Below are 13171 nucleotides of genomic sequence, written 5' to 3' on the forward strand. Positions count from 1 at the left end.
GCCGCGACCAGCGCTCCAACTGCGCCCGCTCATCATCGGAGAGCACCAGCTCGGCCTTCGGCCGTCCCGTCCTCGGCATGCCCGATATTCTACATTTAGAAAATGAACTTCAGGCGCAGGACACTAGGCGAGGATTGTCGTCCGCCGCCCGCGCGCCACCGTGACTCTGCGCGCCTAGCGAGTCAGAATTCTGATTATGTCGGATCTCCCTGTACTGAACACGTCGGACCCCGCATACGCGCGCGATCCCTACGCCCTGCTGGCTCCCATCGCCGAGAGCGGGCCGGTGGCGCGCGTCGTGCTCGACGGCCTGCCGGTGTGGCTGGTCACCGGGTACGACGAGGCCGTGTTCGTCATGTCTTCGCCGCAGTTGAGCAACGACGGGATCAAGAACGCCGGGGCGGCGGCGCGGTCGGTGTTCTGGACCGGGGCGGCCGATCGCGGGTTGCAGTCGCACATGGGCCGGCTGGATCCGCCGGACCACACGCGGCTGCGGGCGCTGGTGCAGCAGACGTTCACGCCGCGTCGTGTCGCCGCGCTGGAGCCGTGGATCCGGCAGGTCGCGCGGGACCTGATCGCGAAGTTCCCGAGTGGCGGGGACCACGAGGTCGATCTCATGGCCGCGTATGCCTTTCCCCTGCCGATCACCGTGATCGCCGAACTCCTCGGCATCGACCCCGCCGAGCGCCCCGACTTCCGGCACTGGGCCGACACCTACCTGCACGCCGACGAGCGCCACGTGGAGCTGGCCGCCGAGGCGGGGCGCCGGGTCGGGGAGTTGCTGGCCGGGCTAGTGGCGCAGCGCCGCGCGAATCTCGGCGACGCGCCGCTGGACATCTCCCACGAAGGCACCCTCGTCGACGGCCTGATCCGGGCCCGGGACGAGGGCGACGCGCTGGACGAGCCCGAGCTGTTGTCGTTGCTGTTCCTGCTGCTCGGCGCCGGATATGAGACCACGGTCAACCTGATCGGCAACGGCACGCTGATGCTGCTGTCGGACCCCGAGCGGCTGGCCGCGTTGTGCAAGGATCCGGCGCTGCTGCCGGCGGCGGTCGAGGAGTTCCTGCGCCTGGATCCTCCGGTAAAGGCGGTGTTTCCACGTTATCCGCTGGTCGATGTGGAGCTCGGCGGCGTGCTGATCCAGGCCGGGGAGCCGGTGGTCGTGCACTTCAGCGCCGTCAGCCGTGATGAGCGCCGGTACAGCGATCCGACCGTCTACCGCCCCGGTCGCGGCGCCGATCGGTCGGAGCCCTCGCACCTGACGTTCGGCTACGGTCTGCACCACTGCCTCGGCGCTCCGCTGGCGCGGCTGGAGGGGCGCGTCGCGTTCGATGAGCTGCTGCGCGCGTATCCGGAGATTGAGTTGGCCGCGCCGGTCGAGGAGCTGCGCTGGGAGCACAGCCGGCTGTTCCGCGGGGTGTCGGCGCTGCCGGTGCGCCTGGGGCCGCCAGCCGTCTGACGGCCATCTGCCGGCCGTCTGACGGGTGTCAAGGCCATGATGACAATGTGTCCGGACGTTAAAATGTCATAACATTCGGTTGACCGGCTGCCCGGTCCGCAGGAAGCTCCGAAGAAGTGGTCACCACAGGCACCCGTAGCGACGGAGGCTGGCATGACACTGTTGGGGCTGGTCGGCGTCGGGCGCATCGGAGCGCTGCACGCCAAAACGCTGCACGGGCTCGCGGACGTCGAGGTGGTGGTCGCCGACGTGCAGTCCGGCCGGGCCGAGGCGCTGGCCGGGAACCTGGGCGTGCGCTGGGCCCCGGACATCGACTCGCTGCTGCGCACCGAGCTGGACGCCCTGGTCGTCGCCACCCCCACCGGCAGCCACGCCGAGCTGATCGAGCGCGGGGTCGCCGCCGGGGTGCCGGTGTTCTGCGAGAAGCCGGTCGCGGAGAACAGCGCGAAGACGCTGGAGGTCATCAAGAGCGTCGACAAGTACGGCGGCCGCGTGCAGATCGGGTTCCAGCGGCGCTTCGACGCCGGGTACGCGGCGGCGCGCGCCGAGGTGCGGGCCGGGACGCTGGGCCGCGTGCACACGCTGCGGGCGCAGACCTGCGATCCGTTCCCGCCACCCGCCGGCTACATCGCGACCTCCGGCGGGATCTTCCGGGATTGCAGCGTGCACGACTTCGACGCGATCCGGTGGGTGACCGGACGGGAGGTGGTCTCGGTGTTCGCCTCCGGTTCGGATCGGGGTGAGGCGTTCTTCGCCGAGTTCGGGGACGCTGATACCGCGGCTGCGGTGCTGCAGTTGGACGACGGTGCTTTGGCGGTGGTGACGGCGACTCGGTATCACGGCGCGGGGTACGCGGTGACGTTGGACGTGCAGGGGTCCCGGGGGAGTGTCGGGGCCGGGTACGACGACGGGCTGCCGCTGCGGCCGGTCGGCGAGAGTGACGGCGATGCTGATGCCGATGGCGGTCGCGGTGGTGATGGTGGCGGTGGTGGCGGCGGCAGCTGGCCGAAGGGCCCGGCGCACGCCGGCTTCCTGGAGCGCTTCCGCCGGGCCTACGTCGGAGAGCTGGAGGCGTTCGTGCAGTTCGCGAAGGGCCGGATCGAGAACCCCTGCCCGGTCGGTGACGCGTTGGAAGCGCTGTACGTCGCCGAGGCCTGTGACCTGTCGCGCGCCGAGAACCGCCCGGTGACGATCGCGGAGGTACGGCGGTGATCGCGGACCGGATCGCCGGGGCCCCGATCTCGTGGGGCGTGTGCGAGGTGCCGGGCTGGGGCCACCAGCTGACGGCCGAGCGGGTGCTGACGGAGATGGCCGAGGCCGGGTTGCGGGCCACGGAGTTCGGGCCGGACGGGTTCCTGCCCGAGGACCCGCACGAGCGGCGCTCGCTGCTGAAGGAGTACCAGCTCCTCGCGGTCGGCGGGTTCGTGCCGGCGGTGCTGCACGAGCCGGGGCACGATCCGTGGCCGGCCGTGGCCGAGGCGCTGGCCGGGTTCACCGCGGCCGGGGCGGATCTGCTGGTGCTGGCCGCCGCGACCGGCTCGGACGGCTACGACTCGCGGCCGGTGCTGGACGTCGAGGGCTGGCGGCTGCTGTTCCAGAACCTGGACCGGATCCGGGCGCGGGCCGTGGGGCTGGGGATCCGCACGTGTCTGCATCCGCATGTCGGGACGATGGTCGAGACCGGTGAGGATGTGGAGCGGCTCCTGGAGTCCTCGGACACGCCGCTGTGTCTGGACACCGGGCATCTGCTGATCGGCGGCGGGGATCCGGCGTCGCTGGCGTCGCGGGCGGCGGACCGGATCGTGCACACGCACCTCAAGGACGTGGACGCGGCCCTGGCCGAGCGGGTGCGCGCCGGGGAGCTGACGTACTACGACGCGGTGCGTGCCGGGATGTACCGGCCGCTGGGTGATGGCGACGCGAACATCGCAGGAGTCGTATCCGCTCTGGAAGGGAACGAATATCAGGGCTGGTACGTGCTGGAGCAGGACACGGTCCTGGAGGCTGAGCCGACGCCCGGCGCCGGCCCGGCTGCCGACGTGCGGGCGTGCGTCGCCTACCTGGAGGGCCTGGCATGACCTACGACGTCGTCACGATGGGCCGGGTCGGGGTGGACGTGTATCCGCTGCAGGTCGGCGTGGGGCTGGAGGACGTGGAGACGTTCGGGAAGTTCCTGGGCGGCAGCGCCACGAACGTCGCGGTCGCCGCCGCGCGGCACGGACGGCGGGTCGCGGTGGTGACGCGGGTCGGCGCGGACCCGTTCGGGCGCTTCGTGCGGCGCGCGATCCGCGGGTTCGGGGTCGACGACGCGTTCGTGGCGGAGGTCGAGGGGCTGCCGACGCCGGTGACGTTCTGCGAGATGTTCCCGCCGGACGACTTCCCGATCTACTTCTACCGCTGGCCCAAGGCCCCGGACCTGATGATCGCGCCCGACGAGCTGGACCTGGACGCGATCGCCGAGGCGGGGGTGTTCTGGGCGACGCTGACCGGGCTGTCGGCCGAACCGAGCCGCTCGGCGCACCACGCGGCGTGGCAGGCGCGGTCCCGGCGGGCGCACACGATCCTGGATCTGGACTACCGGCCGCAGTTCTGGGAGTCGCGCACGGCGGCGGGCCGCGCGGCCCGGCTGGCGCTGCCGCGCGTCACGGTCGCGGTCGGCAACCTGGAGGAGTGCTACACGGCGGTGGGGGAGCGCGACCCGCACCTGGCGGCCGAGGCGCTGCTGAGCCAGGGGCCGGAGCTGGCGGTGGTGAAGCTCGGCGGCGACGGGGTGCTGGCGCGCACGGCGGACCAGACGCTGGAGATGGCCGCGCCGCCGGTGAAGGTGCTGAACGGCCTCGGCGCCGGCGACGCCTTCGGCGGCGCGCTGTGCCACGGGCTGCTGGAGGGCTGGCCGCTGGAGCGGACGCTGCGCTTCGCGAACACTGCCGGGGCGCTGGTAGCGGCGCGGATCGAGTGCTCGACGGCGATGCCGGAGACCGGCGAGGTGCTGGCGGCGCTGGAGGTCGGGGATGGGTGAGGCGGCGGGGCGGGCTGAATGGCCGGGCTGCGCTGCGGCGCGGGCCGAGCAGCGGGCTGACTGGCGGCCTGAGCTACGAGCTGATCGGCGCGCTCAGCAGCGGGATCGGCGCGGCATTTTTGCCCCGCGCGGCGAGTACCAGGCCGATCACCGCAGATCCGCGGCCCGCAGCAAGCAACAGGTTTTGCCACAGGCAGGGCCGGCGAGCGTCATCTTCTTGCCTTCATCGCGCCATCGCACCGCATCCCAGTCGGCCGGCTCGGCGGTGTGGCGCCGGGCCGGCGTGTATGTCCGTTGGCTCCGTCCCGCGCCGCCTACCGATCGCGGAGGTCGTTCATGATTGAGGTCGGGGAGCTGCGGCGGTTGCGGCAGGTGCGGGTGGCGGAGCCGGAGGCCATCGCGGTCGCGGCCGCGGCTCGGCGGCGGCGTCCGCTGGTGGATGCCGGGGGCCGGTTGATGCTCATCGCCGCCGATCATCCGGCGCGGGGGGCGCTCAGTGTGCGGGACGATCCGTTGGCGATGGGGGATCGCAGGGAGCTGTTGGAGCGGTTGGTCATTGCGCTAGCGCGGCCGGGGGTCGACGGGGTGCTCGCCACGCCCGACATCGTCGAGGACCTGCTGTTGCTCGGTGCGCTGGACGACCGCGTCGTGGTCGGGTCGATGAACCGGGGCGGGCTGGCCGGCTCGGTCTCAGAGCTCGACGACCGCTTCACCGCCTACGACGCCGCCGGGATCGCCGCCGCGAACCTGGACGGCGGCAAGATGCTGCTGCGCATCGACCTCGGCGACCCGGACACCGTCTCGACGTTGGAAGCGTGCGGACGCGCGGTGTCCGAGCTCGCCGCACGCCGGCTGGTGGCGATGATCGAGCCGTTCATGGCGGCGCGCGCCGGGGACGGCCGGTTGCGCAACGACCTCACCGCCGCCGCCGTCGTGCGCGCCTGCGCCATCGCCGGAGGCCTCGGCTCGACCAGCGCCTACACCTGGCTCAAGCTGCCGGTCGTGGAGGAGATGGAACGCGTCCTGGCCGCCACCACGCTCCCGGTCCTGCTCCTCGGCGGCGACCCCGACGGCGCGCCCCAGGAGACGTACGCGGCCTGGGAGAAGGCCCTGGCGCTGGAAGGCGTCCACGGTCTGGTCGTCGGCAGAGCCCTGCTTTACCCGCCGGACGGCGACGTCGCCGCCGCCGTGGACACCGCGACCGCGCTGGTGAAACCCGGGGTGCGGGAATGAGTGCCGGAAGCGCCGGAGACACAGGAAGCGCGGGCAGTGTAGGCAATACAGCAACCACCCGCCGCCTGACCGTGGCCCAGGCCCTGGTGCGGTTCCTGGCCGTCCAGCACACCGAACGCGACGGCACCGAATACCGCCTCATCGAAGGCGTCTTCGGTATCTTCGGCCACGGCAACGTCGCAGGCCTCGGCGAAGCCCTCCTCGGCCTGGAACTCCAGGACCCGACCCTGCTGCCCTACCGCCAAGCCCGCAACGAGCAGGCCATGGTCCACACCGCCGCCGCCTTCGCCCGCATGCGCGACCGCCTGTCCACCTACGCCTGCACCACCTCCGTCGGCCCCGGCGCCACCAACCTCGTCACCGGCGCGGCCCTGGCGACCGTCAACCGCCTCCCGGTCCTGCTGCTGCCCGGCGACGTCTTCGCCACCCGCACCGCCAACCCGGTCCTGCAGGAGCTCGAAGACCCGCGCAGCCTCGACGTCTCCGTCAACGACACCCTGCGCCCCGTCTCCCGCTACTTCGACCGCGTCAACCGCCCCGAGCAGCTGCCGGCCGCGCTCCTGGCCGCCATGCGGGTCCTGACCGATCCCGCCGACACCGGCGCCGTGACCCTCGCGCTGCCGCAGGACGTGCAGGCCGAAGCCTGGGACTGGCCCGAGGAGCTGTTCCGGCACCGCGTCTGGCACGTCCCTCGCCCCCGCGCCGACCTCGCGAGCATCGGCCGAGCGGCGGTGGCGATCAAGAACGCCCGACGCCCCCTCATCGTCGCCGGCGGCGGCGTCACCTACTCGCAGGCCACTGACACGCTCCGCGCCCTGGCCCGCTCCGCCGGCATCCCGGTCGCCGAAACCCAGGCCGGCCGGGGCACCATGCCCGAGGACGACCTGCTCGCCCTCGGCGCGGTCGGCGCGACCGGGACTCGGGCCGCGAATCTCATTGCCGCCCAAGCCGATCTCGTCATCGGTGTCGGCACGCGCTTCTCCGACTTCACCACCGCCTCGCGCACCGCCTTCGCCGACCCGGACGTCCGCTTCGTCACGATCAACATCGCCGCCTTCGATGCCGCGAAGCACAACGGCGTCGCAGTGGTCGCCGATGCCAAATCAGCACTCGATGATCTAAAAGGCGAGCTCGACGGCTGGTCCACCGGAGCCGCCTACCGGGCCGAGATCGCCGACGCCCGCGCCGAATGGACGGCGACGCTCCAGGCCGCGTACCGCTTCGGCAACGTCCCCCTGCCGTCCCAGATCGAGGTCATCGCGGCCGTCAACGACGCAGTCGACGTCGGCGACGTCGTGGTCTGCGCGGCCGGCTCGATGCCCGGCGATCTGCACAAACTGTGGCGCACCGCCGGCGACCCGAAGTCCTACCACGTCGAGTACGGCTACTCCTGCATGGGCTACGAGATCGCCGGCGGCCTCGGCGTGAAGCTCGCCGCGCCCGAGCGCGAGGTGTACGTGCTGGTCGGCGACGGCTCGTATCTGATGCTGGCGCAGGAGATCGTCACCGCCGTCGCGGAGGGCGTGAAGCTGATCGTGGTCCTGGTCGACAACAGCGGCTACGCCTCCATCGGCGCCCTGTCCGAATCCGTCGGCGCCCAGCGCTTCGGCACCGCCTACCGCTACCGCGCCGCCTCCGGACGCCTGGACGGCGGCCCGCTCCCGGTCGACCTGGCCGCCAACGCCGCCAGCCTCGGCGCCGACGTCGAGCGCGCCGCCGACCTGGAGGAGTTCACCGCGGCGCTGGCGCGCGCCAAGAAGGCCGACCGCATCACGGTCGTGCACGTCCGGACCGATCCGCTGGCCGGCGCGCCCGACGGCGGCGCCTGGTGGGACGTGCCGGTCGCGCAGGTGTCAGAGCTGGAATCCACTCTCGCGGCCAGAACGGGGTATGAGGAGGCGAAGAAAGTTCAACGCCCGTACCTGTAACACCACAAACTGATGTGGAGGCAGCACGTATGGCACCGAGGACACGTCTTCAGAAATCTGGACTCACGGCAACGGGATTCAGAACAACGGGATTCGGCCGGCTGCTGACCGCGGCGCTGGCCACGCTGTTGCTGCTCGCCGGCTGTTCGAGCTCGTCCGGATCGTCCAAGACCGGGGCCGCCTCCGGCTCCTGCCCCTACACCTTCGCCGTCATCACGCACGGCGACAACGGCAACTTCTGGAGCGTCGTCTACAAGGGCGCCAAGGACGCGGCCAAGGACACCGGCTGCAAGCTATCCGAGACCTACGGCTCCCAGCAGCAGGGCCAGGCCCACCCGGACGACAACGCCGAGAACGCGCAGATCCAGAACGCGGTCAACGCCAAGGTCAACGGCATCATCGTCTCCGACCACGCGCCGAGCGTGATGAACTCCACCCTGGCCGCCGCCTCCGACGCCGGGATCCCGGTGGTGCTGGTCAACGCCGGCTGCGACGACGCCGACATCGCCGCCGCCAAGGCCCTGACCTGCGTCGGGCAGCCCGAGCAGCTGGCCGGCAAGCAGGCCGGACAGCGGTTCGCCAAAGAGGGCGCGACCAACGTGCTGTGCGTGATCCACCAGTCCGGGCAGAACCTGCTGGACCGCTGCAACGGCATCGCGCAGGGCCTGGGCGTCGGGCAGCAGTGCTCGACCGGTTCAGCCCCGGCCTCCGGCCCGGCCTGCACCGAGCTGATCCTGTCCACGCCGAACGCCGCCTCCAACCCGCAGCAGGCCGTCGGCCAGGTCACCGCCTACCTCCAGTCGCACCCCGGTATCAGCGCCGTGATGACGCTGAACAACGCGATCGGTCAGGCGCTCGTCGTGGCAAAGCCGGCGAACGTCAAGATCGCCACGTTCGACCTGTCCAGCGACGTGCAGAACGACCTGCAGGCCTCGCCGCCGACCCTGGACTTCGCCGTGGACCAGCAGCAGTACCTGCAGGGCTACCTGCCGGTGGAGTTCCTGTACCTGTACTCCAAGCACGAGGGCAACGCAGTCGGCGGCGGCACCACCGTGGCCAGCGGGCCCAAGCTCGTCGACAGCACGAACATCAAGTCGGTGGCCGCCGCGATCGCGGCCGGGGACGACTGATGGCCAGCGCCGACGTCGCGGTGGCCGGGCCCGGGCAGGCCGGGCCGCCGCCGGTCGGCCCGCCGGACGCCGACGTCGGGGCGGCCGAGGGCCGCGGCGCCGAGGCCGGCCTGCTCACCAGGGCCCTGCGACGCCCCGCGCTCGGCGCGCTGCTCGGCGCGGTCGCGGTGTTCGTGGTGTTCGCCGTCACCGACAGCACCCCGCAGCACCTGTGGCTGACGCAGACCGGCTTCCAAGCCTGGGCGCAGCAGGCGGCGTTCTTCGGGATCATGGCGGTGCCGGTCGGGCTGCTGATGATCGGCGGCGAGTTCGACCTGTCGACCGGCGGCATGACCGGGTTCTGCGCCATCATCATGGCGCTGCTGGTCGGGAACGAGCACTGGAACGCCTGGGCCGCGGTGGCGGTGACGTTCGCGTTCGGCGCGGCGATCGGGGCGGTCAACGGGATCGTCGTCACGCGCTCGGGCCTGCCGAGCTTCATCGTCACGCTGGCGACGTACTTCGTGTTCCGCGGCCTGTCGGTCGGCGGCGTGCTGAAGGTGAACCACGGCAGCACCAGCATCGGCCTGACCGGCACCGACCATCCGGGGCTGAAGAGCGCCAAGGACGTCTTCGGGGGCTCCTTCGCACACAGCAACGGTCTGCCGGCCGGATATCAGGATGCGATCTTGTGGTTCGTCGGCGTCACGGTAGTCGCGGTGTGGCTGCTGGGGCGGACCCGGTTCGGGAACTGGGTATTCGCCGTCGGAGGCGACGCGGACGCCGCGCGCAAGGTCGGTGTGCCGGTGCGGCGGACGAAGATCCTGCTGTTCATGGGGACCTCGACGGCTGCGGCGCTGGTCGGCGTCATCTCGTTCCTGCAGGCCAACACCGCGGTGTCCGAGCAGGGTGTGGGATACGAGTTCTACTACATCATCGCCGCGGTGGTCGGCGGGTGCCTGCTCACCGGCGGGCACGGCTCGGCGCTCGGCGCGGCGTTGGGGGCCTGCATCATCGGGATGGCGTTGCAGGGGGTCATCTACTCCGGGTGGGACAGCTCGTGGGACTTCACGTTCCTCGGGGCGATCCTGTTCCTGGCCGTCGCCGTCAATACCCTGACTCACCGGCGAGCGATGAGGGCGCGCAGATGACGAACTCTGATTCCCTCGTTGGGAATGCGCCGCTGCTGGAAGCGGACGGCGTCGGGAAGTACTTCGGGAACGTGCGTGCGCTCAGCGGCGTGTCGTTGTCGGTGCACGCGGGCCGGGTGACGTGCGTGCTCGGCGACAACGGCGCCGGGAAGTCGACGCTGATCAAGATCCTGTCCGGGGTGTTCACACCCGATGAAGGGGAGGTGCGCGTCGATGGCGCCGCCGTGAAGTTCCACAGTCCGCGCGACGCCCGGGCCGCCGGGATCGCGACGGTGTTCCAGGACCTGGCGATGGTGCCGCTGATGGCGATCTGGCGGAACTTCTTCCTGGGGTCGGAGCCGACGAAGGGCTGGGGACCGTGGCGGCGCTTCGACGCCGGGGCCGCCCGGGCGCGTACCCGCGAGGCGTTGGCGGCGATGGGCATCGATCTGCGGGATCCGGACCAGCCGGTCGGGACGTTGTCCGGCGGGGAGCGGCAGTCGGTGGCGATCGCGCGCGCCGTGCACTTCGGTGCCAGGGTCCTGATCCTGGACGAGCCGACGTCGGCGCTCGGGGTGAAACAGGCCGGGGTCGTGCTGCGTCGGGTAGTGCAGGCGCGGGACCAAGGGCTCGGCGTCGTGTTCATCACCCACAACCCGCACCACGCGCATCCGGTGGGGGACCGGTTCGTGGTGCTGAACCGCGGCCGGCTGCTCGGGGACTTCGCCAAGGACGAGATCGGGCGGGACGAACTGGTGCGGTTGATGTCGGGTGGGGCGGAGCTGGAGACGCTGGGGCATGAGCTTGAGCGGATTCCAGGGATAGCCGCGACGACGGAACCACAGGCCGGTCCGGTACCGGCTGACGTGCAGGCCGGTACGGTAGTGGAGGAATCGCAGGTCGGTCCGGGATCGACGGAATCGCAAGTCGGCCCGGTACGGGAGGAATCGCAGGTCGGCCCGGTGCCGACTGAAGCGCTCGACGAAAACGGTTGATCGAAGGACTCTGAAGGACCTTGCCATGCCGCTGCCCCGCCCTGCCACCCTCGGCGCGATCCGCGTCGCCCGGGAGGCCGCCACCCTGATCCGCCGCTCGGCCGCCCCGCGGCGGCTGCGCTTCAAGGCCTCGTCCGCGGACCTGGTCACGGCCACCGACCTGCGGGTCGAGCGGCTGGTCCGGTCCTGGCTGAAGGCCACCCACCCCGAGCACGCCATCGTCGGCGAGGAGGGCGGCGGGCTGGCCGAGATGGATCCCTCGCGCCCGACGTGGTTCGTCGATCCCGTGGACGGCACGACGAACTTCGTGCGCGGGATCCCGCACTGCGCCTGTTCGATCGCGTTCTGGGACGGGCAGCGGCTCGCCCTGGGCGTGGTGGCCGACGTGGCGCGGCGTCGTATCTATTGGGCCGAGGCCGGACGCGGCGCCTACGAGGGGCAGCGTCGGCTGCGCGTCTCGCCGGTGCGGCGGCTGGACCGGGCGGTGCTGGCCACCGGCTTCCCACCGACCCGGTCCTTCGACACCGACGACAACCTCGCCGAGTTCTCCTCGGTGTTCCGGCAGTCGCGGGACGTGCGGCGGACCGGGAGTGCGGCGATCGACTTGGCGTGGGTCGCGGCCGGGCGGCTGGACTGCTACTGGGAGCAGCGGTGCGGGCCGTGGGACTGGGCCGCCGGGGTGCTGCTGGTGCGGGAAGCCGGCGGGAAGGCGACGACGTACGCCGGGCTGGAGTGGCATCCCGGGGACGCGGATCTGGTGGCGTCGAACGGGCCGGTGCATCCGGCGCTGGTCGAGTCGTTCTGTGAGGCCCGGGCGGCCGGTGGGCTTCCGGTGCGGCCGCCGCAGCCGGTGTTCAACGCGCCGGTGGTGGCTTCGCCTGGTGCGTCGGCGTCGCCTGCTTCGCCTGCGACTTCCCCTTCCCCGGCGTCCCCTGCCTCCTCGGCCTCTTCGGCTTCTTCGACGGCCTCAGCCGGGTAGTTCGCGCAGCTTGCGCAGGGGCGAGCCGAGGAGGAACAGGACGCTGCAACAGGCTCCGATCGTGGAGATCGCCAGGGCGGTGCGGATCCCCACGGTCGTGGCCAACACGCCGCCGGTCAGCGCGCCGAGGGGGCGGATGCCGTAGTTGATGGTCTGCAGGACGCCGGAGATGCGTGAGCGCAGGTCGTCGGGCATGACGGCGGTGATGTAGGCGTTGGCGGAGACGTCCAGGAGCATGACGCCGAGGCCGGACAGGAATTCGTACACGAACAGCGTCAGGACGATCAGCGCCTTCGGGCCCGAGGCGAGCACGACGAGGATGTGCGGGGCGGCGAAGCCGAGGAAGCCGAGCGTCATGCCCATGCCGATGCCGATGCGTGCGACGATGCGGCCGGTCAGCGCCGCCCCGACCAGGCCGCCGACCGCGCCGGCGCCGAGGGCCAGGCCGAGCAGCCCGGCGTTGATGTGCAGGTACGTGGTCGCGTAGAGGATGAACAGGGCCTGGAAGATGAAGTCGAAGAAGTTGACCGTGCCGACGGCCCCTTGCAGGGCCCTGATGCCGGGCGTGGCGACGATCCAGCGCAGGCCGTCCAGGAAGCCGCCTTTGGCTTCGCGGTCCGGCACGGGTTCGGTCGGCGAGATCCGGCTCAGCGCCACGGCCGAGGCCAGGTAGCTCGCCGCGTCGGCGACCAGCGCGAACGGCGCGGTGAGGAGCTGCACCGCGAGGCCGCCGAGGCTGGGACCGGAGACGGAGGCGAAGGCGCGGCTGCCGTTGCTGAGGGAGGACGCCTGCATGAGCTCGGCGTTGGGGACCATGGCCGCGAACAGGGTGTTGTCGGAGATGCTGAAGAGCACCGCGAGCGTCCCGACGACGAGCTCGGCGACGATCAGCTGCGTCAGGCTCAGCACGCCGAAGGCGTAGGCGAGTGGCACCGACAGCACGGCCAGGAAGCGCCCGAGGTCGGCGAAGAGCATGATCCGGCGCCGGCTGGGCCGCCGATCGACCCAGATGCCGGCCGGAATCGAGAGCAGCAGCGCGGGGATCATCGGCGCGGCGGTGAGCCACGACATCGCGGTGGCGTCCGCGGCGAACAGGTTCACGGCGGCGAAGGGCATCGCGATGCGATGGACCTCGTCGCCCATGAGGGAGACGCTGTGCCCGATCCAGAAGCGGCGGAAGTCGCGGCGCTGGAGGACCGCTGGGACACGGTGGCGGAGGGCGGACGGGAGCAGGCGGGATATCGCGCGCTCGGGGGGCGCTTCGGTGGAGGCGGTCACGAGGGGCTGCCGGAGTTCAGGATGTCGGCGGGCTCGGTGGT

At 71.5% G+C, this 13171-nt stretch carries 11 protein-coding genes; 10 read left to right on the plus strand and 1 reads right to left on the minus strand.

What is annotated here, in order from left to right:
- The first annotated feature begins 196 nt into the window (after window positions 1-196).
- The 10 genes from GWK61_RS07180 (at window position 197) to GWK61_RS07225 (ending at window position 11852) form a co-directional block, all read left to right on the plus strand.
- Window positions 197-1459 carry a cytochrome P450 family protein gene (locus GWK61_RS07180; protein ID WP_194906298.1) on the plus strand — a complete coding sequence of 421 codons (1263 nt, stop codon included), beginning with the start codon at window positions 197-199 and terminating at the stop codon, window positions 1457-1459.
- A gap of 153 nt (window positions 1460-1612) precedes the next feature.
- Window positions 1613-2671, plus strand: coding sequence for a Gfo/Idh/MocA family protein (locus GWK61_RS07185; protein WP_194906300.1), 1059 nt, complete (start codon window positions 1613-1615; stop codon window positions 2669-2671).
- Window positions 2668-3537, plus strand: coding sequence for a TIM barrel protein (locus GWK61_RS07190; protein ID WP_194906303.1), 870 nt, complete (start codon window positions 2668-2670; stop codon window positions 3535-3537). Before GWK61_RS07185 ends, GWK61_RS07190 begins: the two co-directional genes overlap by 4 nt.
- The gene (iolC, locus tag GWK61_RS07195; protein WP_194906305.1) at window positions 3534-4478 is read left to right on the plus strand and encodes a 5-dehydro-2-deoxygluconokinase; all 945 of its coding nucleotides are present in this window, start codon (window positions 3534-3536) and stop codon (window positions 4476-4478) included. The genes GWK61_RS07190 and iolC overlap by 4 nt, the downstream gene beginning before the upstream one ends.
- A gap of 336 nt (window positions 4479-4814) precedes the next feature.
- The gene (locus tag GWK61_RS07200) at window positions 4815-5711 is read left to right on the plus strand and encodes a Cgl0159 family (beta/alpha)8-fold protein (RefSeq protein ID WP_194906307.1); all 897 of its coding nucleotides are present in this window, start codon (window positions 4815-4817) and stop codon (window positions 5709-5711) included.
- A complete protein-coding gene (iolD, locus tag GWK61_RS07205) occupies window positions 5708-7639 on the plus strand; it encodes a 3D-(3,5/4)-trihydroxycyclohexane-1,2-dione acylhydrolase (decyclizing) (protein WP_194906310.1) in 1932 nt (643 codons plus the stop codon). The genes GWK61_RS07200 and iolD overlap by 4 nt, the downstream gene beginning before the upstream one ends.
- Before the next feature lie 29 nt (window positions 7640-7668).
- Window positions 7669-8769 (plus strand): substrate-binding domain-containing protein, encoded by a 1101-nt coding sequence (locus GWK61_RS07210; protein WP_194906312.1) that lies wholly within the window; start codon window positions 7669-7671, stop codon window positions 8767-8769.
- Complete coding sequence (locus tag GWK61_RS07215; RefSeq protein WP_194906314.1) at window positions 8769-9899, plus strand: ABC transporter permease; 1131 nt, start codon at window positions 8769-8771, stop codon at window positions 9897-9899. The genes GWK61_RS07210 and GWK61_RS07215 overlap by 1 nt, the downstream gene beginning before the upstream one ends.
- The gene (locus GWK61_RS07220) at window positions 9896-10873 is read left to right on the plus strand and encodes an ATP-binding cassette domain-containing protein (RefSeq protein ID WP_194906316.1); all 978 of its coding nucleotides are present in this window, start codon (window positions 9896-9898) and stop codon (window positions 10871-10873) included. Before GWK61_RS07215 ends, GWK61_RS07220 begins: the two co-directional genes overlap by 4 nt.
- Window positions 10874-10898: 25 nt before the next feature.
- Complete coding sequence (locus tag GWK61_RS07225; RefSeq protein WP_228561881.1) at window positions 10899-11852, plus strand: inositol monophosphatase family protein; 954 nt, start codon at window positions 10899-10901, stop codon at window positions 11850-11852.
- Here GWK61_RS07225 and GWK61_RS07230 read toward each other — a convergent pair.
- The gene (locus tag GWK61_RS07230) at window positions 11841-13130 is read right to left on the minus strand and encodes an MFS transporter (protein WP_323747445.1); all 1290 of its coding nucleotides are present in this window, start codon (window positions 13128-13130) and stop codon (window positions 11841-11843) included. The genes GWK61_RS07225 and GWK61_RS07230 overlap by 12 nt on opposite strands.
- Window positions 13131-13171 lie beyond the last annotated feature (41 nt).

The organism is Catenulispora rubra, from assembly GCF_015356825.1.
Lineage (GTDB): Bacteria > Actinomycetota > Actinomycetes > Streptomycetales > Catenulisporaceae > Catenulispora > Catenulispora rubra.